The sequence below is a fragment of the Christensenella intestinihominis genome, from assembly GCF_001678845.1.
GTDB classification, from domain to species: Bacteria; Bacillota; Clostridia; order Christensenellales; family Christensenellaceae; genus Christensenella; species Christensenella intestinihominis.
Map to the genome: position 1 here is coordinate 193,441 of NZ_MAIQ01000001.1, position 21,043 is coordinate 214,483.

The 21,043-nt window shown below is 48.0% G+C and carries 24 protein-coding genes; all 24 read right to left on the reverse strand.

Annotated elements, in window-relative coordinates:
* Positions 1-39: 39 nt before the first annotated feature.
* The 24 genes from BBD38_RS00925 to BBD38_RS01040 all read right to left on the reverse strand — a co-directional run bounded on the left by BBD38_RS00925 (position 40) and on the right by BBD38_RS01040 (position 21,038).
* Positions 40-1,692 (reverse strand): DUF342 domain-containing protein, encoded by a 1,653-nt coding sequence (locus BBD38_RS00925; RefSeq protein WP_066683537.1) that lies wholly within the window; start codon positions 1,690-1,692, stop codon positions 40-42.
* Positions 1,679-2,476, reverse strand: a complete 798-nt coding sequence (locus tag BBD38_RS00930) for a sigma-70 family RNA polymerase sigma factor (protein ID WP_172807724.1) — start codon at positions 2,474-2,476, stop codon at positions 1,679-1,681. The genes BBD38_RS00925 and BBD38_RS00930 overlap by 14 nt, the downstream gene beginning before the upstream one ends.
* A 35-nt stretch (positions 2,477-2,511) precedes the next feature.
* Positions 2,512-3,177, reverse strand: coding sequence for a PilZ domain-containing protein (locus BBD38_RS00935; protein ID WP_147568031.1), 666 nt, complete (start codon positions 3,175-3,177; stop codon positions 2,512-2,514).
* A 5-nt stretch (positions 3,178-3,182) separates the two neighbouring features.
* Positions 3,183-4,040 carry a MinD/ParA family protein gene (locus tag BBD38_RS00940; protein WP_066683540.1) on the reverse strand — a complete coding sequence of 286 codons (858 nt, stop codon included), beginning with the start codon at positions 4,038-4,040 and terminating at the stop codon, positions 3,183-3,185.
* 1 nt (position 4,041) lies between these two features.
* Complete coding sequence (flhF, locus tag BBD38_RS00945; protein ID WP_066683542.1) at positions 4,042-5,190, reverse strand: flagellar biosynthesis protein FlhF; 1,149 nt, start codon at positions 5,188-5,190, stop codon at positions 4,042-4,044.
* 28 nt (positions 5,191-5,218) lie between these two features.
* Positions 5,219-7,258: a flagellar biosynthesis protein FlhA gene (gene flhA / locus BBD38_RS00950; protein ID WP_066683543.1), complete on the reverse strand. Its 2,040-nt coding sequence runs from the start codon at positions 7,256-7,258 to the stop codon at positions 5,219-5,221.
* 28 nt (positions 7,259-7,286) lie between these two features.
* Entirely contained in the window at positions 7,287-8,360 is a 1,074-nt protein-coding gene (flhB, locus tag BBD38_RS00955) for a flagellar biosynthesis protein FlhB (RefSeq protein WP_066683545.1), read from the reverse strand.
* 7 nt (positions 8,361-8,367) lie between these two features.
* Positions 8,368-9,171 (reverse strand): flagellar biosynthetic protein FliR, encoded by an 804-nt coding sequence (gene fliR / locus BBD38_RS00960; protein ID WP_066683547.1) that lies wholly within the window; start codon positions 9,169-9,171, stop codon positions 8,368-8,370.
* 13 nt (positions 9,172-9,184) lie between these two features.
* Positions 9,185-9,451: a flagellar biosynthesis protein FliQ gene (gene fliQ, locus BBD38_RS00965; RefSeq protein ID WP_066684193.1), complete on the reverse strand. Its 267-nt coding sequence runs from the start codon at positions 9,449-9,451 to the stop codon at positions 9,185-9,187.
* A 58-nt stretch (positions 9,452-9,509) separates the two neighbouring features.
* Complete coding sequence (fliP, locus tag BBD38_RS00970) at positions 9,510-10,304, reverse strand: flagellar type III secretion system pore protein FliP (RefSeq protein ID WP_207644616.1); 795 nt, start codon at positions 10,302-10,304, stop codon at positions 9,510-9,512.
* 24 nt (positions 10,305-10,328) lie between these two features.
* Positions 10,329-10,901 carry a flagellar biosynthetic protein FliO gene (locus tag BBD38_RS00975; protein ID WP_066683549.1) on the reverse strand — a complete coding sequence of 191 codons (573 nt, stop codon included), beginning with the start codon at positions 10,899-10,901 and terminating at the stop codon, positions 10,329-10,331.
* 14 nt (positions 10,902-10,915) lie between these two features.
* Positions 10,916-11,227 (reverse strand): flagellar hook-basal body complex protein FliE, encoded by a 312-nt coding sequence (gene fliE, locus BBD38_RS00980; protein ID WP_066683551.1) that lies wholly within the window; start codon positions 11,225-11,227, stop codon positions 10,916-10,918.
* Between the two features lie 15 nt (positions 11,228-11,242).
* A complete protein-coding gene (gene flgC, locus BBD38_RS00985; RefSeq protein WP_066683553.1) occupies positions 11,243-11,680 on the reverse strand; it encodes a flagellar basal body rod protein FlgC in 438 nt (145 codons plus the stop codon).
* Between the two features lie 13 nt (positions 11,681-11,693).
* Positions 11,694-12,098: a flagellar basal body rod protein FlgB gene (gene flgB / locus BBD38_RS00990; RefSeq protein ID WP_066683554.1), complete on the reverse strand. Its 405-nt coding sequence runs from the start codon at positions 12,096-12,098 to the stop codon at positions 11,694-11,696.
* 18 nt (positions 12,099-12,116) lie between these two features.
* A complete protein-coding gene (locus BBD38_RS00995) occupies positions 12,117-13,070 on the reverse strand; it encodes a chemotaxis protein (RefSeq protein WP_066683555.1) in 954 nt (317 codons plus the stop codon).
* A gap of 40 nt (positions 13,071-13,110) precedes the next feature.
* A complete protein-coding gene (locus BBD38_RS01000) occupies positions 13,111-13,518 on the reverse strand; it encodes a bacteriohemerythrin (RefSeq protein WP_066683556.1) in 408 nt (135 codons plus the stop codon).
* A gap of 42 nt (positions 13,519-13,560) precedes the next feature.
* Positions 13,561-14,793: an EAL and HDOD domain-containing protein gene (locus BBD38_RS01005; protein WP_066683560.1), complete on the reverse strand. Its 1,233-nt coding sequence runs from the start codon at positions 14,791-14,793 to the stop codon at positions 13,561-13,563.
* 18 nt (positions 14,794-14,811) lie between these two features.
* A complete protein-coding gene (locus tag BBD38_RS01010; protein ID WP_066683565.1) occupies positions 14,812-15,507 on the reverse strand; it encodes a lytic transglycosylase domain-containing protein in 696 nt (231 codons plus the stop codon).
* Positions 15,504-16,328, reverse strand: coding sequence for a CheR family methyltransferase (locus BBD38_RS01015; protein ID WP_066683567.1), 825 nt, complete (start codon positions 16,326-16,328; stop codon positions 15,504-15,506). The genes BBD38_RS01010 and BBD38_RS01015 overlap by 4 nt, the downstream gene beginning before the upstream one ends.
* A 13-nt stretch (positions 16,329-16,341) precedes the next feature.
* Complete coding sequence (locus BBD38_RS01020) at positions 16,342-16,791, reverse strand: YaaR family protein (protein ID WP_066683572.1); 450 nt, start codon at positions 16,789-16,791, stop codon at positions 16,342-16,344.
* An 18-nt stretch (positions 16,792-16,809) separates the two neighbouring features.
* Complete coding sequence (locus BBD38_RS01025) at positions 16,810-17,229, reverse strand: hypothetical protein (protein WP_147568032.1); 420 nt, start codon at positions 17,227-17,229, stop codon at positions 16,810-16,812.
* On the reverse strand, positions 17,226-17,645 hold the full coding sequence (fliS, locus tag BBD38_RS01030) for a flagellar export chaperone FliS (protein ID WP_066683576.1): 420 nt from the start codon (positions 17,643-17,645) through the stop codon (positions 17,226-17,228). Before fliS ends, BBD38_RS01025 begins: the two co-directional genes overlap by 4 nt.
* A 26-nt stretch (positions 17,646-17,671) precedes the next feature.
* Complete coding sequence (gene fliD, locus BBD38_RS01035) at positions 17,672-19,981, reverse strand: flagellar filament capping protein FliD (protein ID WP_066683577.1); 2,310 nt, start codon at positions 19,979-19,981, stop codon at positions 17,672-17,674.
* 103 nt (positions 19,982-20,084) lie between these two features.
* Positions 20,085-21,038, reverse strand: coding sequence for a hypothetical protein (locus BBD38_RS01040; RefSeq protein ID WP_066683579.1), 954 nt, complete (start codon positions 21,036-21,038; stop codon positions 20,085-20,087).
* Positions 21,039-21,043 lie beyond the last annotated feature (5 nt).

Here is a 21,043-nt window from a genome sequence, read left to right on the forward strand (position 1 = left end):
CCCGCGCTTTGCTTAAGATGGTAAATTCACGTACCTTTTTTATTTTTCTTTTCGGACATATCTGCATGATTCTGTCAGGATTTCCTTTTGTTCCCGAAAATATGTGACATATTTATTGTCATAAGGAACGGTATATGCCTCTTTCCCAAAATAAAGCTTGACGCCCTTATAAATCGTACCGAGCACATGGACCGTACCTGCTTTGGCAGCGAGGATTTCCTTTTCCAGCGTCTCTTTTTCTTCAAGCAATTTCGTCTTTTCTGCTTTTAGCTTCAGCGAGGCTACCATAAGGTCAAGCTTTGCCTTTTCGTGCGCTTCGGGAGCCTGCTTTTTCAATGCAAGCTCCAGCCTGCCTATATTGGAATCAAGTCCCGCCAGCATTTTTTCCACTTCGGCGGCCCGCTGCCGTTTTTGTGCCAGCGCCCCAATCAAGACCTTTGTCGGGACTCCGGCGTCCGATCCAATCGTTCGTGCAACCACATACTGCCCTGCGCTTGTACTGCCTCCGACCAACGTCCCGCGTCCCTGTGACACGTCGATATATCCTTCACACGTCACATGGCAGTTTACCAGCATACCTGTTGTCACATTTTCCCCGGATGTAATAACAGTGCGCTCAATAAACGGCGCACTCACGCTTCCCCCCGCCGTAATCTTCCCCCGGTCCGCGCCTTTCACCCCGCCCTGGATCGTAACGTTTCCCGCGGCCTGTATCGACGCCGCTTCAAATGATCCGGCGACGAGGACGTCGCCTGTTCCGGTCACAGTGAATCCCGGGTTTACATTCCCGGAAATTACAATATCCCCGTCAAAATCGACATTCCCCACCGACATATCAATATCGCCGTCAATTTTGATGTGGGGCAGCACAAAGACCTTGCCTGCCTTGATAGAGGCCTTCCCGTTAATCAGCGACTTTAGTTCCCTGCGATCCTCGGAAAGCCTGACATTTTTTCCGGGCTTTGGAAACGGCGCTTCCTTACCTTTGGAAGCGGCAAGCCTTTTTCCAAGGACATTTGTTCCATCCTCTCCAACTGCCGCAAATTCCCTGCGCACCAATACTTGCCCTTCGCTCACACGTTCAAATTTCGAAATATTCCTGAAATCAACCTTCCCCGTTTCATCGCTTAAAAGCTCTCCGGATTGATCCTTTGTTGCAAAATAATAGGTAACACTGCCATCCTGTCCAGCCTGCGGAGGAGTTCCCGATGCAATCAGCGTCTTTTTCCCGTAAGGTCTTTCACTGCAAACTGTCTCGAGCCCCTCCGGATCAATTCCATAGGTGATATGGTAATGTTCCTTCAACAGCCGCTCGATCTCTTCGGGCGCCAGCTTCTGTCCGTGTTCATCAGGCGGTAATAATGTCAAAAAAGCCTGCATATGATCCTCGGAAAGTTCGACGCTCATTTCTTCGTCAATAATAAACTCCTCCTGAGCTTCCGCAATTTTTTCTTCCGCAGGCGTTGTAGCAGTTATCAAGGCGCTTATAATGTCCAGGCGCGGATGATCGATCCTTTTCCGTTTGATTGTTTCGATCATTTTTAGTTTATCGATGGCCTTGCCACCGTCTTTTGCCGGCTGTACCCTTAAGTAAACACCGTCGTCCTTGTAGCAGAGCCAAAAGGCGCCGTCCATGCAATCGCAATCGGTTTCAAATTCCTTGCTGTTTTCGATCGTGCTATTCTTTTCCATTTTCGTACCCTTTCAGATACCTTGCCGTAAGTTTTTCAATCGCCTGTTTGTGTATCTGGGATATGCGCGATTCCGTACGTCCGATAACCGCCGCAATTTCCTTCAGTGTCAATTCCTTGACATAATACAGTTCCAGGACCAATTGTTCATTTTCCGATAATTCCCTGATATAGCCTGCCAGCGTGTCACGCGCTTCCTGTTCCAAAAGATTATTGCCCGGGACCCAATCGGCATGATCGTCCTGCAGGAACTGTTCCGTGTTTTCTTCAAATTTGATCCGGAACGTTACGCCGCTGACCATATCTTCAAAATGGACCAGGCTATACTGGTAGTCGTTTAAGAATATCCGTTCCACCTTGGACGGCGGCATATTGAGGCGTTCCGCTATCTCTTCGTATTCCGGTGCGCGCTGCAATTCCATTGTCATATCTTCATAGGTGCGTTTCACAAGTTTGATTTCCTTGCGCATACTGGTCGGAATCCAGTCCTGCTGGCGCATATAGTCGAGTATCGCTCCCCTGATCCGCTGCTGTGCATACGTTTCAAACTTAATGTTCCGTTTCCTGTCAAATTTCCGGATTGCATCCATCAGGCCCAGGATTCCGTTGCTGATAAGATCATCGTAATCACGGAAGGTTGTCTTATAAAGCGGCGACATTCGAAGCACGATCGATTTTACCAAATATAAGTAGTGCTCGATCAACCGGTTGTTATTTTCAATATTCGGTTCCTCAAAATAAGCGTCCCACAATTTTTTGACGTCTGCGTCCCTTTCGTCCGTCAAACACATTTCCTCCATCGGTATTTGCCCCGCCGTAGTTACTCGTCGGTTTCCTTCCTCATTCTTTTCCGCCGTGCGGTCTGTTGAAGGTAAATATAACGCCGGATACCCTTGCGGGTATTATCCCCCGCCCGGATAAATCTCACGCCGACCCGGTATACCTCTTCCTGCGCGTCCGTCACTTGTTTGATAACACGCACTACTTTTGCGGATAAGCGATATCTTGCATCTGCAAGGCTGAACCTGCACTCGATGATTTCACCGAATTGAAACCATTGGCTCGAAGCGAATCCCAGCCCTGCATCGGAAATATCCAGCCCCTGGCATTGAACGGATGGTTTCGCGTCCGGCTTTCCATACAGCCTGGAAACAGAGAGATCGAACAGTTTATAGAGCCGGAAAGACTCCCTGCGGTTGTCGTCCGCCGGATCGGTAACCGCAACAAATTTCAGTAAACTTACCCCATTGATGATTTCCCTGCCGGCAAAAATGGCTTTAAATGAAACGTTTTTAACCCCACGCACCAAAAGCATAGTCAGGAATGTTCCGGGGGTTTCCTGCTGCTCTTCACGAATGGAATCCTGAATCCACAGGTATCTTTTTTCTGCCAACTGCACCTTTGTTTTATAGGTTTCACCATCAGGCAGAACAATTTGAATGGATTCGCCCATCCGTACGATCGATTTTTGAATTTTGCCTTCCATCTGCTTCACCTTTTCGCCAACCGCCGAAAGAAACTATAAATACCGCGCTCTCTTTTCACGGGCTGTAATTTTGTAACATGATCCGCAATCCTCTGAATTTGCATCGCCGTGAGGCTCGATGGATATTGCCTCAGGTATGGTTCCATCGAATTGATGGACTGGGTGATTCTCTTATCGGCCGGAATAAATCCCAGCATCGAAAGTTCATACCCAAGATGCTTGCGGGCAACGTCGGCAAGGCTATGATATGTCACATTCGCTTCCCTTTCGCTTGCCGCCTTATTGATTACGACACTCATATCAGGCCGGTCCGCGAGGCCCGAAGCGGTTTTGATTACGACATAACCGTCCAGAATAGAGGTCGGTTCCGGTGTTGTTATAAGGATCGTCTGGTCGCTCGCCTCAATCATCCGCAGGATATTACCGTTGATCCCGGCGCCTGTGTCGAAAATAATATAGTCCATCTGTTGTTCGAGCTCGCCTAACTGTTGTATCATTTCCTCCATTTGCCCGCCGCGCAGGCGAAGCAGTTCCGCTACGCCGGAGCCGCCGGAAATATACCATACGCCGGGATAGGATTCTTCCATGACCTCCGACAGCTTTTTTTGCCCGCACACAACATGCTCGAGCGAATATTTAGCATTTTTTCCCAACATAATATTTACATTGGAAAAACCAAAATCGCCGTCCAGAATAACTGTTTTTTTTCCGCGGTTTGCAAGCGCAAGCGCAAAATTCACCGAGAAACTCGTCTTGCCTACACCGCCTTTTCCACTGGTTACGCAAAACGTACGCGCTTTGCTTCCTTCCGCTTCCAGCGCCGTTTCCACCCGTTTGCGCAATAATTGCGTCTGATCCTCCATGCTATTTCTCCAGGATGGATTCCGCTATTTCGGAAGAATCCATAAGCTTAATGTCGTCGGGCACGTTTTGTCCTGTTGTCAGGTAGGAAAGCGGCCTTCCGCTGATTTTCGCCAGATAAAGGAATACGCCCCTGTCCGGCGCTTCGTCCGTCTTGGTAACAATGATGCTATAATTTTTCAGGAAGCTATAATTTTTGATCGCCGTACGAAGTACGCGTTCCGAGGTAGCGGCTGAAAGCGTAATATAGATGTCATCTACCTTGCCGATATTGATCAGCTTTGCCAAATCCATCAGGTATTGCTTGTCGTCCGAGACTTTTCCGGCTGTGTCGATCAAGACCATGTCCTTATCCGCAAACGCGTCCAGCGCATCCTTAAGCTCTTCCGGTTTATAGATCGTTATCATATCGGTCTTTAGAATTTCGCAATATGCTTTGATGTGCTCCTTCGCCGCCACGCGGAATGAATCGGCATTCACAATTCCAATATTCAATTTTTCCCGGTACACAAGCATATAGGCAAGCTTAATCAGGGTTGTGGTTTTTCCAACGCCTGTCGGTCCGGCAAGCATAATCGTCTTACGACGGTATTTCGTCGGCTCGATCGGATGCGGATTCCCCAATAAATCCTTGAGCAGGTTCACGATAACTTCATCAGGGTCCGCGTTTCGGCTGTCTGCAATCGTTTCGGTTTCAATGCATATTTCGTTTGCCAATCCTGCCTCAACGCCATTCTTGACCATGCGTTGATATAACGCTGAGATTTTCCCTGGGAACCGCTTCTGCGGCGCCATCTCCGGTCTGGAAACCTGCTCGCTCAGCTGCTCGATCATTTTCTTCATTTCGTCCATTCCACGCACAACCGCTTCGTTGTTTCCGGATGATGTCTCCTGATGGTCAGGCACAGCAGGCCTTGACGGATAACGTACGGGTACGCTGTTTGCAACCATCTCCGGCTGCATACGCTTTGGGATTTCCTCCTCTTCAAATCCCACGCGAACCTCATATTCCTTCTTGCTGAAGAGGCTCAGCGGGCCTTTTTTCTTCCTTACCTGCCTGCTGCTCATAATCACGGCGTCCGGTCCGACTTCATCCTTGATGATCTGCATGGCTTCCGACATATTGGCCGCCCGGAATGTTTTCAGTTTCATTTATCATTTTCCTTTCTTCTGCTGCCGGCTAAAGGCCGATTACTCCGTCCGAATATACTTCCACATTATTTTCCAATTCGTTATACGACAGCACAATAAGGTCCGGCACCAGCGAATGGGTAATATTCTTAAATTGACGGCGGACGAGCGGAGATGTCAGAACAATCGGCGTAATGCCCATCTGGTTCATTTTTTCAACCGCAGTTCTTAAATGGCTGTAAATCCTTTGTATTTCGTCCTGGGAAAGCGCGACATAGGTCCCCTGTTCTGTTTGCTTTGTTTTTTCGGCAATCAGGTTTTCAAGGGACGGATCAAGCGTAATCACCCGGGCATTGCCATCAGGTACAAACCGCTTTGAAATTGCCCGGCATAAGCTTTTCCTGACATATTCCGTAAGTAAGTCGGTATCACGTACCGCAGTTCCATAGTCCGCAAGCGTCTCCAGAATGGAGCCCATGTCCCTGATGGGAATGTTTTCTTCCAAGAGATTTCCCAATACCTTTTGCAGTTCCCCAAGTGAAAAAAGTTTGGGAACCGTCTCTTCCACCAATGCGGGCTGGGTTGTTTTAAGATTATCGACAAGCGTTTGAACCTGTTGCCGCGTCAGAAGTTCTGACGCATGCCGTTTAATGGTCTCCGTAAGATGCGTCGCGATTACGGAAGGCGCATCTACAGTCGTATATCCGAGCAGCTCGGCCTTTTCCCGCTCATTTTCGGTAATCCAGACTGCCGGGAGGCCGAACGTCGGTTCTACGGTTTCGATCCCCTGTATTTTCCCCTTTACCTCATTTGTACTGAGGGCCAGCACGTGGTCCAGCATAACCTCGCCCTTCGCCACTTCAATTCCTTTTATTTTGATAACATATTCATTTGTGCCGAGTTGGATATTGTCCCGGATACGGATTACCGGGACAATAATACCGAGGTCAATCGCGCACTGCCTGCGGATCATAACGACACGTTCCAATAAATCCCCGCCCTGTGTGGTGTCAACAAGCGGGACGAGCCCATAACCAAGCTCGATCCCAATCAGTTCAACCTGTAAAAGCGATGTTACATTCTCCGGTTTTCGTTTTTCCTTAGCTGCGGCAAGCGCCTTGTCCTCCTCTATCGTCGGCTTTTCCGGCTTTTTGTTTGCCCGCAGCAGCACAATGCCAACAATAAGAATCAGGGCGGCGATGATATAAATCGGAACCTTGGGCAAGCCGGGAATCAGGCTGATGACAATCAGCATGATCCCCAAAATCAGGAATACATACGGCTGGCTTGTCAGCTGGTTTATCAGGTCGCGGCCAAAATTTTCTTTCGACGCCGCCCTTGTAACAATAATTCCGGTTGCGGTTGACACCATAAGCGCCGGAATCTGGCTGACCAGTCCGTCGCCAATCGTGGCAATCGTATAAATTTGCAAAATTTCATCAAAGGGCATTCCCGCCCCATACATGCTGCCGATAATCAGTCCGCCGACAATGTTGATTACCGTAATCAGTATGCCGACGATGGCGTCGCCTTTTACAAATTTGCTGGAACCATCCATCGCCCCATAGAAATCGGCCTCGCTGGATATTTTTTCACGCCGTTCCCGTGCCTGTTGTTCGTTAATCAGGCCCGAATTAAGGTCTGCGTCAATCGCCATCTGTTTTCCCGGCATTGCATCCAGTGTAAAGCGTGCGGAAACCTCTGCGACGCGTTCCGCGCCTTTTGTAATAACAACAAATTGAATGACAATAATAATCACAAATATGATGATTCCAACGACAATGTTTCCCCCTGTTGCAAAGCTGCCGAAGGCCTCGATTACATTGCCGGCGTTGCCGTCATTTCCCAAAATCAAGCGGGTAGACGCAATATTGAGACCCAGGCGGAACAATGTCAGGAATAAAAGCAACGTCGGAAAGGCCGCAAAATCCAACGGTTCGTGAACATACAGCGTCATAAGCAAAACGAGCAGCGACGTAGAAATATTCATTACCAGAAACACGTCCAACATGGCTGGTGGAATTGGCAATATGATAAGCAGCACTACCAGTAAAACAACGCCTGCAATTGCCGCATCTTTGATCTTCATTCATTACCTCTTTATCATAAAATTTATACTATTTCCGGTTTCGTTTCTTATAGACCTGCGCAAGGATTTCAGCCACGACCTGGTACATTTCAACAGGGATTTGGTCGCCGATTTCACACATCACATACAGGCTGCGGGCAAGCGGCTTGTTTTCCACGATCTCAATCTTATGTTCGCCCGCAATTTCCTTGATTTTAGCCGCAATCACATCTTTTCCTTTTGCAATCACAAACGGCGCACTGCCTTTCTGGTCGTCATATTCAAGCGCAACCGCGTATTGTGTCGGGTTGGTGATAATGACGTCGGCGTTCGGCACATCCTGCATCATGCGCATCATTGCCATCTGGCGCTGTTTCTGGCGTATTTTTCCCTTAATCTGCGGATCGCCTTCCTGCTGTTTCATTTCCATACGAACCTCATATTTGGTCATCATGAGGTCTTTTTCAAATTTTCTGCGCTGAAACATATAATCCATCAGCGCAATAACCGCAAGAAAGAGCAGTATTTTGAATCCCGCATTGAAAATCATATCCGCCACCTGAAGAATCGATGTCTTTAGGCCCGGATTCAGCATCATGGAAAATGCGGGGAGGTCGGCACTGATTTCGATATAAATAATCACGCCGATCACCACGATTTTCAGGATCGATTTCACCAGTTCAAACAGCGTGCGCCCGGAGAACAGCCTTTTGAACCCCTCTGCAATATTAAGGCGGCTCATTTTTGGTTCCAGGGCCTTTGTGCTGAACAGGAAGCCCGTCTGGACCACATTGATAAGTACCGCCGCAACGACCGCAACCGCAAGAATCGGCAGCATGACCTGCAGGAAACCGAAGATCATCTGCTGCATAACCCTTCCGACGTTGTCTACTGTCAGCATGCCATCCGGCATATATTGCCCGGACAGGAATGAGCCGGTTAAATCCATGATTCCCTGTGCAACCACCGGAGTGAGGAATTTCAGCGCTGCAAACATGATAAGCAGGCAACCTGTCATCACAAGTTCCATGCTTTTCAATACCTGTCCGCGTTCCCGCGCGTCCTGTCTCCTTTTTGGGGTAGCGCTTTCTGTTTTTTCGCCTGTGCTATTATTGTCAGCCATGGCTTTCCTATCCTGTCAGGGTGGAAAACATCTGTTCCATACCCGCAAACATTTGGTCGAACACCTGGGGCATAAAGGTGACATATACTGGTATGACCGCGAACAAAACAAGAAATCCCAGTATAATTTTGATTGGAATGCCGATCGAGAAGGCATTCATTTGCGGCACCATGCGCATCATGATACCGAAGCATGCCTCGCCCAGCAATCCGGAGGCAACGATTGGCATTGCCACAATTGCCGCAAGCAGGAATGCCTGGATGAAAAGCTCCAACGCAACCCAGCCAATCTGGGGATTGAAGGTCACACCGCCAATGGGGATTTTTTCAATCGACAGCGCCATGATACGAATCAGGTATTCATAGCCCCTTATTGAAAAGAATACCATCAGCATCAGTAAATTCAGGAAATTGCCAATCATCGGAATACTGAGATTGCTTTGCACGTCAAAAACGTTAACCATGCCGAAACCCATCTGCATATCGATCATTTGCCCTGCCGTAAAGGAAATCAACTGGAAAAACAGGTTGAGCACAAAACTCAGCACCATACCAAACAGCAGCTCCTTGATGCAAAGAAGGATAAGCAGCAGGATATCCCCGCCGTAATCGAACGCGGTCATTTGCATTGCAATTTGGTCGATGGACATAAAGAACAACACCGCGATACAGGCGCAATAGCCGATTTTAACAATATTCGGAATGTTATTCCTTCCAAATATCGGCGATGTAAAAATGAGGCCGGACACCCTAAGGAACAACAGCAAAAAGAATTCCCAGTTTGAAAAAAAAGCCCCAAAAAATTCTGTCATATCTAAGCGCCCTTTAACTGACCGTCACGGCATATTCATATATACGTGTCGTAAATTCGGTCAGATTGTTCAGCATCATTCCTCCAAAGATCAGCAACGCAACCAATATCGCTATGATTTTCGGCACAAAAGTCAGCGTCTGTTCGTTGATTTGTGTTGCGGCCTGAAAAATTGAAATAATAATTCCCACGACCAGTCCAATCAGGATTGGGGGCAAGGCCACAGTCAGAACCGTACTGATTGCGTCCTGCATAATTGTAATAATTGTTGCCTGATCTATCCTAACCACTTCCTCATCTTAGTTTCTTCTCCCGTTTTCCCGCCCGCTTTATAGGACGCTACGTAAACGTATTGAAGGTGGACAGCAGGGTTTGCATCGTCAGCGACCATCCGTCCACCAGGATAAACAGCAGCACCTTGAACGGAAGAGAGATTACAATTGGCGGAAGCATCATCATCCCCATTGCCATCAAGGTGCTCGAAACGACCATATCGATTACGATGAACGGAATATAGATGAAAAAGCCAATCATGAATCCCCGCTTCAATTCACTGGTAATAAATGCAGGCATAATCGTGGTAATCGGCACTTCTTCCAATTCCTGTACATTCGTCTCGCCCGAAAAATTCAAAAACATATCGAGATCATCCTTGTACGTCTGCATCAGCATGAATTCCCGAATCGGTCCTTCCGCTGCATCAACCGCTTCGTCAAAGGTAATCTCCTGCGCGACATAGGGATCGATTGCTTCCGTTTTGACTTGCCCGAAGACCGGCGCCATAACAAAAAACGTTAAAAACAGCGCCAGGGCAACTAAAACCTGGTTTGGCGGCATTTGCTGCAGGCCGAGTGCGTTTCTGGTAAACGACAATACGATTACAATCCGGGTAAAACCTGTTACCATCAAAAGAATCGACGGTGCAATCGCCAGGATTGTAAGCAGGCCGACAAGCTGCAAGCTTGCAGAGCGGCTGCCGACGAGTTGTGCAAGCGGACCTGCGCCCTGGTCGACTCCTTCCGTTTCGCCGCCGGCTGTACCTGCCGGCTGGCCTGCGCACCCGGTAAAAACAATCAGGATTGCAAGAACGGAAATAATCAATATGCTCAGTTTTAAAACGGTTCTTTTTTTCAAAGTGCCATACCTCTCAAACGCACACTATTGATCCTTTCCTGTTTTATGCTTCTCTTCGTCGGTTTCTTTTCTCAAGTGTTCTTCGAAGGAAGTGTTATTTTTGTTTTTTCTACCGGGCAGATAGCTTTTAATAACAATAAAAAAGCATTTTTTGAAGCGGCCCCAAAAGGTATCCGGGGTTCCGGGCCCGGGCTTTTGTGTATCATTGGCAACAATTGTGCCCGGTTCGCTTTCCGGCTCGGCATTTTCCGCTTCTTCCGTTCTCTTTGGGATATCGACTTTATCTATCTGCTCAAATCCTTGGGCGGTCGTCCCCAAAAGATAGTATTTCCCCTGAAATTCGATAACGACCATCGTTTTATCGCGGTCGATCGAAATCCTGTCGACAACGGAAACCATATGCTCAAATTCATTCCTTTTAAAACCGCTTTGCCCCGCTCCCGTTTTGGGTTTCATCCCTTTCCGGAGGGAACGCTTTGCGACATATTTTGTTAAAAAATATGCGGCCGCCACAATCAGTACCAGATAGAGAATAATGACCAGCACATTGGTAACATCTATTCCGGGCGCAAGCTGCAGCCCCTTTTCCTCAACCATAAATTTTTTCCTGTTTACAGGTTCATGCGCATGATCTCGTTATATGCGTCCAAGACCTTATTGCGCACCTGTATAATCATGTTGAGCGATAAATCTGCCTTGGTACCGTCGATCATGACCTTTGCAATATCATCAACCTCTCCTGCAAGCAAGGCCTGCGTCCCTTCCTGCGATACCGTCTGCAGGTCGTCCGCCTGTGCGACTGCCCTGGAAAGCATACTGCCAAAATCAGCGCCTGCGGCCGCCGATTCATTTTCCTGCTTAACCGGCACCTTGTTTGCCGCATACAACTCTGCCGGAGAACCGACAGGTAAAATATTGCTCATTGTGTAATCCTCCTGTTATTTTCCAATTTCAAGCGCATTCATCGCCATACTTTTTGTCGAATTTAATACGGTAATATTTGCTTCATAAGACCTGGTTGCGGACATCATATCCGCCATTTCACGTGCGAGCTCGACATTCGGCATCCGTACATAACCGAATTCATCCGCGTCAGGATGCGTAGGATTGTAATCCAGTTTGAATTCGGAAGGGTCCTCCGCAATTTCAGTGACGCGAACGCCGCTGCCTGCGCCGCCCGAAAGCGATCTGTTTAACGCATCCGAAAAACTCGCGCCATCCTTTTGCTGAAAGATTGCATATCTTCGCCGGTAGGGTTCGCCATTCGCCGTTCGCGTAGTGCTGATATTAGCCACATTTTCCGCCACAACATCCATCCGCAGCCGCTGCGCCGTAAGCGCGGAACCGGAAATATCCAAAGATGATAAAAACGCCATAACTTTCTCCTCCTTACTGTCCCTTGATCGCCGTCCGAAGCTGGTTGAACTGCCCGTTTATCTTCCTCAGCAACGTATTGTAGTAAATTACATTTTTTGCATAATCCGTCATTTCCTGGTCGATGTCCACGTTATTGCCATCCATGCGGTAGGTTGTCGGGTCCTTTTGCACAACAACGCCCTTCACGTCGCTTCCGTCCGGGCTTCCGCCAATCTGCATGTGTGTCGCCCTTGTCCGCTTGAACTGGAATCCGTCTTCCTTTTCAATGGCTTCCCGATACAAGGCCTCGAATTCTACGCCTTCCGCTTTATAGTCGGGCGTGTCGTTGTTTGCCACATTGTCCAGAATCGTTTTGTTTCTCAGCCACGAGGCTTCCAGTCCGTTTTCAAGGCCTTTAATTCCATCAAACATTCCCATTTAAGCATCCTCCGTTCTTTATTCCCCCGGCATTTTGAGCGAAAATTTCTCCAGCAGGTTGTCGACGACTGTTACCAACCGGCCAATTTCGGGTTTGGAAAGCTGTTCGTCTGCGCCGACCTCCTTTCCTTTAATGCGCATTTCATCGTTAATCAGTGAAGAAAAGACAATAATCGGAATCTTTTTTAGGGTTCCGTCTTCTTTAATCAGCTTTGTAAGGTGGTGCCCGTCCATTTGCGGCATTTCAATATCCGTAATAATACATGCGGTTTTTTCCGTGACCGGAATCCCCTCTTCGTCGCATTCGCGTTTGAGCGCCGTTAAATAATCCCATGCCTCCTGCCCGTTGTCCTTTTTTACCGTATTGGTATAACCGGCCTTGTGCAGCGCCTGCAGGATCATCGCGGAAAGCAGCACGGAATCCTCGACAACCAAAATCGGCTGGTCGTTTTGGTCCCGTTTCCCCAACTCATCAATTTCGGACAGCTGTATCCCTGTTTCCGGGGCAATATCCGCTACGATTTTTTCAAAATCCAGGACGGTAATCAGCCGGTCTTCAAACTGTGCCAACCCGGTTACAATGCCTTCTTCTCCGCCATAAATCGTCTTGTCCGGTTTTTCGATATCCTTCCATGATATCCTGTCGATTCCCACAACAGTGTCGACACGAAAAGCGATATGCATATTATTGAAATTTGCGACAATCAGTAAATCCTTGGAATTGTCATGCTCGCTTTCCATATCAAGATATTTTGGCAGGTTGATTACCGTAATCAAAATGTCCCGCGGCTTAAACACCCCTTCTACTGCCGGGTGTACATGCGGCATGCGTTTTACATCCATCGGATTCATAATTTCCCGAATTTTCGCCACGTTAATGCCGAACGTATTATGTGAAATCGTAAATTCCATAATTTCTATTTCATTGGTGCCCGATTCCAATAGAATCTCTTGTTTGTTTCCCGGATTCATGGCTTTCTCCTTCATTGCATCCTTTAAGGGCTGCGGCTCTTCAGACTCCTTTTCCTTTCAAAAACGCCCCCAATTTAACATCCTCACGCTTAATATGGTTTAAAAGCCACATCCCGACCTTCCTGTTAATTTCACCGACAAGCACGATGGAAGCTCCTCCCGCAGTGTATTCGTCAATCATCTTCTTTACGCTCATTTTAAACTGGTCATGATACGCTTTGTGCTGTACGCGGTCCGGATAGCCGTATTGCCGCTGGAGTCTTTCTTCATCGCTGAAATGCGTGATGATATAGTCGCTCAGGAATTTTAACGTTTTATCAATTTCGTCCCTGCCCTTTCCCTGCTCGCAGGCGTTCGAAAGCTGGTTCATTGCATCGAATAACGCCTTATGCTGCGCATCGACCTGTGCAACGCCTGTTTCCAAATCCTTTGTAAATATATATGCCATTTGCGGTATCTCCTTTTCAATTTGTATTTTCAGTATCCGCCATTATATTTGCGAATTCATATCAATCAGGCTGTCCCATGTTTCATTTACCGTATCCACACATTCAAAATATTTTTGCGATATTACCTGCACGGAAATGCCCAGCGCTTCAGCATTGTTTGACATCCCAACCCAATTGCCCTGTTCATAAAACAATACCAGCCCGTAGAGAAGCCCGGCCCGTCCTTCCTGTGTCAGCAGCGCCTGGACAACATATTCGGAAATGCTCAGCTCGCCGAGCGCTTCTTCAAGGGTCACGTCAAGCAGCGAGCCAAGCGTTGAGAACATTCCCATCAGGTATGCCTCCGACTTTGAAATCGGCATATCCTTTGCGAGAGGCTGAAGCTCCGCACAAAAATTTGCCCGCATAAAAGACATCTTGATAAATTCGGAAGGAATATCCGAATCAGACTGGAAACTGAGCAAATAAATCCATTGGCGCAGCTGACCAAGGCCCAGTACAACCAAGGCCTGGTGTACGGACTCCACATTGTTCCGCAGTGCAAAGTAAGAGGAGTTCACAAGCTTTAGCAGTGCGTATGTAAGCGTAACGTCGCGTGAAATCAGTTCCTCGATCTCGTCGAAATCCGCATCGTCTTTTGTAACGGCAATGACAAGCTGGAAAAAATTACTTTGGAGATGCTCTATCCGGTGTATCTTCTCCGGCAGCATCGTACCGATATAAGTTCCCTGCATGTATTTTACGCCAAGGGCCACCGCCGCATGGTACGTTTCTTCGTTGTCAATATTAAAGGCCACGATGTCCTTGCCGAGCCCTTTCGCAATTTCTGCAATGCTGTCCTTCGAGGCCGTTTCCAACTTGAAATTGATTTTAATCATATCGACGCTGTCAATCGCCGAGAGATACCTGCTGTTGAACTCAAACCCTTTTAGCGCAATCTTATATCCCTGTTTCCGGTATTTTTTCGCCAGTTTCATTGCAAGCGGATTCAAGAGGACGTCCTCATCGATCTGAATCACAAGCTTATCCGAATCAAAAGTCTGGGGCACGTTTCGCAAAAGTAATCCCGGGGTAAAATTTACGAAAGCAACCTTGTCCTCTAAAAATCCTTCGCTTTGAAATTGCATTAAAAGTGTTTCAATCGCATTGGCAGCGGCGGCATCCCCCGAAGGATCGCCTACGCTTTCGTCCTCCACATAAAGAATCTCATATGCGTATAATTGATTATCGCTGTTGTGGATTGGCTGCTTAACGATATATGGCTGTGTCTGCATTCCTTTTCTCCTTTATTTTTACTGTCCGAGTCCTGCGTACCGCAGTACCCTGTCCGCATAATCCCTGACCGACTGCGGTATATTCAGGTATTCGGGACTATTGCTGCTCGTGACATTCCGTTTCGCCACGTTTCCCGGTCCGGTATTATAAGCCGCAAGCGCCAGCTTCATATCTCCGCTGTAGGTCTTGAGGTGCCGGGCAATTTCGTCAACGCCGCAGAAAATATTTTGCCGCGGGTCATATACGTCCGTTACTCCGAATTCCGCGGCGTTTTCCGGCATGATCTGCATCAGGCCTTTAGCTCCCGCACCCGAAACGCATTTCGGATCGAAATCTGATTCCGCTTTAATCACACCCAGTATAAGGTTAACCGGAACTCCATAGACAGAGGACGCTTCCTCGATGATATCCATATAAGGCGCCGCTTTTTCAAGCATTCCGTCGCCTGTATCAACCGCACCGGTATATTGCGCATATATGCTTGCAACCTCAGGCATCCCGCATTTGCTGCAATAACGCCCGGTTGTGGTTGCATTGTTTTGCAGCAAACCCGCCTGGCCGGTTCCAGCGCTTACTTCCGCGCTCTCCGGCGCAGAATCACTGCCAAGCGTTTCTCCAAAAACAGCTTGGAAATCCATGTCGATTTTAGCGGTTTTTTGCCCTATTCTGTTGATAATCTCTCCGATGCGCGCCTGAACGCTCTCGATGCTCAATAATTTCCCCTGCCTTTTTTCCTGTAGATCGACGGCTGCACGTACTCAAACCCGGCTTCGCTTCTGATCAGCGTCTCCGACAGGCCAATAAAAAGATATCCTCCCGGCAGAATTGCGTCATAGAATTTCCGCGCCAGCTTCCGCCTCGTTGGTTCGTCGAAATAAATCATTACATTCCGGCAAAACACTATGTGGAACTTCTTTTTAAAGCGGAATTCCGGCTCCATCAGGTTGAACTTACGATAGATTACTTCCTTTTTGATCTGTGGGACGACTTCGTATTCGTCTCCTTGTATCCTGCTGAAATACTTCCGATACCATTCCTTCGGCATTTTTGTCATATGCTCGCCGCGGTAAACGCCGCTGCCCGCAATTCCCAATACCTTGTCGGAAATATCCGTTGCCAAAATTCTGGTATCCAGTCCATGTTTGTCGCCGCCGAAATAATCATTCAAAAACATTGCAATCGTATAGGGCTCCTCGCCTGAGGAACACCCTGCGCTCCAGATGCTTAGGTTCCCGTCACTGATCCGTGGTACGAGCTCAGGGAGCGCAACATTGCGTAAAAACTCAAAATGCTGTTCCTCCCGGTAGAAATATGTAAAATTCGTTGTCAGTTTTGCCACCACAAGGGATACGTCTTCCCCCGTATGATCCGCCTCCATATGGCTGATAAAGTCCGAAAAGCTTTTAAAGCCCCGCTTTTCAAGGACGTTGCCCAACCGGCCTTCAATCAATTGCTGCTTTTGGCTCAAATTGATTCCAAATCGCTGATACATAAAATCGCGCAGTTTATAAAATTCATGAGTGTTCAGCTTCATTCCATACCGCCCTTTACAGATACATGTCGACGAGCAAGCCCCTGATATCGTCAATATCGTCCAACAGGTTAATATTGTCCTTTTCTTCTTCGAGAACGCTTTTCGTCATCGCATCCAGCTTTTCATTGACCTTGCTGATCATGGCAAAAATTTTGCTGCGTCCGTTCACGCCGATTTTCCCTTCTTTATGAAATGCAAATCCATTGCTTACGGTCTCATTGAGCAATTTGGTAATCATTTCCCTGTATTTTTGCATTTCCCCCATATCTGCCCGTTCGGAAAGCCGCCGCCCCTGCTTTTCAATCTGGCCGATCAACTCCTCAATGTGCCGTATATATACAGAATTCGATTCTTCCGTCAGCTTGCTGGAAAAAGTCAATTCCGTTCCTTGGGGGCTGACGGACTCAATATCGGCCCTCGACATCGATTCCATCGGTATATTGTTAATATTTTGTACCTTCATGCAGCCCCTTTTCTTCCGTCACTTTGTTTGATTGAAAACCGTTCCCTCTAAGGCAATCTCCTGCATTTGCCTGCTGTACGCGCCGATGGTGTCCCGGCTTTGCCGGTTGGAACGCATCCGTTCTTTATATTCCTTCAAGATCAGGAGCATGGCTTCCATATTTTTTTCTTCCATCTCCTGAATCTGGGATAGAAGCTCGCTGCACAGCCATTTTTGCTTTTCCTCATCGTCCGAAGGCCCGGCCTCTGCGCTTTCCGTTTTATGCAGGCGCGATACGGCTTCTATCAACTGGCTGCGGGCATCCACCATATCTCCGAGTTCATTCATACGTTCCGCAGTATTCTCCCCTGCCAGCAAATCCGCTATCCTTCGCGTCAACTCCAGAAAACGCTGCAGCAGGCCCGCCTTTTCCTTCCATACGTTCTCTGTGCCCATCATTCCACTCCCTGCTCGTTTTCCTGCATATACATCCCGCTTTCAACCTGCGTTTTCACTTCACTCCATGCTTCAGATAAAGAGGTCAGCATTTCGATTACAGGCTCAATGCGTTCCATGTCGTTCGTGAGTCCTGTCTGCACGATTTCATCCACCATGAATTGATACAACTCCAGCAGGTTTTCAGAAATCGGGATGCTGAGATTGAGGCTTCTCACCAGCTCCAAAAGAATTTCCTCCGCCTTTTCAAAACACTCCGATACCCGGGCCGGTTCCTTGCTTTCCATATGGATTTTCGCAAGCTTTAATTGTTTGATACACCCTTCGTACAGCATAATTACAAGGTCGACAGGGCTCGCCGTCGTCACGTAATCCTGCTTATATTGGTTTTGTGGATTTGCAGTTGCATAAAAGGTCATGACCATACTCCTTCCCGGTTACCGGGTCAGCCCAGCGTTGAAATTTGCTGCGACAGCCAGGTGCTCTGCGACTGGTATTGTGAAAGCAGCGATTCCATTTGTGCAAACTGGCTATACAGCCGTTCCTGCTCTTCGTACATCTTTTTAATCATGTCGCTCATAGAGTCGCTCATATCATCGATCTTCTCGTTTGTATTTTTCAGGTTGACGCCTCTGATCTGGGTCCTGAACGCTGACATTTGATCGAAAAATTTCGTAATGAGTCCGGACTCTGCAAATTCCGTCTCTTTGTTCGTCGAGGTGGAAACATTTGCCATAACGCGCGAAACCGCATCCGGGTCTTTTTTCATCGCATCCCGGAATTTGTCCTCGTCAAATGTAATTTGACCACCGTATTGCCCCTGTGAATACTTCGATGTGTTAAAGCCGATATCATAGGGTGAGAGACCCGCGCCTTCTACTGTCTTGAAGATATCCATACGGAGGGATGACAAAAGGTCCTTGATTGTATTATCATTGCGCAGGATGCCCTTTTTTGCTTCCGTGTCCCATTTTTCAATTTCCTTGTCGGACATTTCGTCGCTTTCACGCTGCGCCTGTGTCAACGGCGAATAATCATAATCGATTTCTTCCGTCACCTTGGAATATAACGATTGTGTCAGCTCGTTGTACGCTTTGACAAAAGATTTTACCTTATCCACTACCTTGTCGATATCCTGGTCCACGGAAAAATTTGCGGCCCCGAGGTTTTCCGAATTGTTTTCTGCGTCAAAGTCAACCTTAAGCGTAAATTGCAAGCCGTCCAGCGTAAAGATATTGGAGGACTGGGTAATCGTTTCCCCGTCAATTACAATGGTTGCGTCTTTCCCCTTTGCCTCCGTTTCCGCAGCTCCAAAGAAGGAAGCCGCGCCTCCGAATGCATTGGCGCCGTTGGCATTTTTTACGGAAACCGAAGCATTCCTTCCTGTTTCACTGCTCGTAAACACAAAGGAATCTGTAATCTGGCTGTACGTAAGCCGGGCTTTTGCATCCTTGTCCCCGTTGACCGTATTGATCATTTTTTCCAGGGTATCCGTTGAATTGAAGGAAAACTCAACATCGTTTACAATAAAACTGAATTTCCCGTCCTGATCCAGCTGAAGGTCAACGCCCATTTTTGCGGCGGCAGTTGCAATGGTGTCAGTCTGCCGGTCGATCATCTGGTAGCCTTCCGTTTCATCTTCCGCAATCCCGGTAATTCCGCCCTCGCCAAAGAAATTTGTTCCCTGCAGATTTTCGGTTTTGATTTCGGTCCCGCTGCCCTGCAGGTCGCTGCGCAGCATAAAGCGGTCGCGGTCATGATCGTAGGTCAGTGTAACCTTTGCGTCGGGGTCACTGTTTACCGTATCGATTACATCCCGCAGTTCCGTATCGCCGTCGAAATGGAAAATTTTCCCATTGATGCTGAATTCAATAAAGTCTTCACCGTTGTCTCCCAGTGTTTTTCCTGCAGCGGCTGCAATATCGCGCAAGGTCATATTTTCGTCGATCAGGCTCTCCGGCTCGGTTACAAGCTCGTCGATTCCAAACGCACCGCTCCTGCCAAACACCTCCGGGCCAGCGACATTGCCAAACACGAGTGCGGTTTTCTCGCCTTTTACCGTGCTTTTAAACGAAATAAATCCGTCGGACGAAAGCGACATAACCGCTTTTGCAGCGGAGGTGTTGTTCACATCGCTCATTACTTCGGAAAGCCTCTGGTCCTGATTGAATGTAAATGTTTGTCCATTGACCGAGAAAGAAACCCTGTCTGTCGAACTGCTGAACTGAAAGACGCTGGAGCCATCCTCATATTTCAAATCCCGCAATTCCGTCGTAGCCGAATCAGCTGCCAGTTTCTTGGTTCCCGTTACGGCTGCAAGCGAATTTGCATGTTCTGTTCCCGAAAGCCCGGCTACACGGTTACGGTATTGCTCGCCTTGAATGGTCGCATACTCCGCCAGTGTTGTTTTGGTAATCTGGTGGCGGGAAATCGATGCGGCAGAGGTCCCGGCAATATCAAAATATGCTCCATACTTATCTGAAATACTTATTTTGAATGCTTTATATACACTGGAAGAAAAAACATTGTCTTCGCTCAACTGGCTCATGTATTTATCGGTGAACTCCGTGACCAGTTTGTTGATATCGGTATACGCATCCCGTTTCCATTCCAGCTTTGTCTTGTTCTGGTACATACGGTCCAGCTTTGCCTGCTGGGCAGACATTGCTTTTTCGATCAGCGAATCCGTATCCAACCCTGAATTAAGGCCTGTAATCCTCGTTGTGCTATACCCGTTAATCGTATTCATTGCCATAATGACACATCCTTTCTTATATCGTTCGTCGGCGATAAAAATCCTCACTATTTCTATCGGAAAATGCGGCCGCAAACTTTAATACAGCGGCGTGATACAAGCCCTATATGTGGACAAAATACTCAACCTCGGCAAGCCTTTGCGAACTATACGCGCAGCTTGCATAATCATAGTTCTTAAGCTGCCGTCCCGCCTGGGCGATCGCAACACCCCGTCCGGCGTCGTATGATCCGTCGGCCGATGGGCTGACGACCTGCAGGTGCCCGTGTCCGCTGCTGTTTTTCCATGATGTTACTGCAGGCATTCCCATATTTGCATATTGCTGCGCCTCTTCCGGAGAAACCTTCCTCCATCCATAGGTTTGTCCGTATGTATTCAGCCAGTCGTTAACCCCGTTTGCATCAAGCTCCCTGGCGTCCTCCTGGCCGGAGGAAGCGGGCGCACCCGACGCGCTGATATAATGCGGTACTTCCGCGCCCATGGCCCGCGTGACATCCCACGCAAAAATATTGCAGTAGGTGTCGCCGCTTCCACTCTTATTGACGCGATAGCGTTCATTGGTTTCCACATGGAATTGATCGATGACTGCACGATAGGTCGACGCATTCCTTTCTCCTACATGATTTGTAAGCAATGGATTCGCTTCCAGCCATGATTGGCTCGGAATTCCCTGCGCCGCCGTCTGGGTATAAGGATCGATATAATTGTGCTGGCAATATTGCTGTGCCTGCGATATTCCGCTGCTGCCTGCCAAAAGGTTGCCCAAAGAGCCCTGGCTTTTCTGTCCCATCAACAAGAGCAATAAAAGCATGGTGAACATCTCGCTGCTGCTGCCGCCCATCCCCATCAAGGAGGAAGCTCCGCCCATTCCCATGACTCCGTTCATATAGGAATCGCTTCCTGTATCGTTGAAACTGCCAATCGAGCTTGCAGACAATGCCATATAATTGCTCAGCAATTCTGCAAACGAGCCGTTTGTATTGGAGGCCGCCTGGGTGTTACCCGTAGGATAAGACGTATTTATCTGGTTTGTAGGATCGATCGAACCAATCGGCATTTATT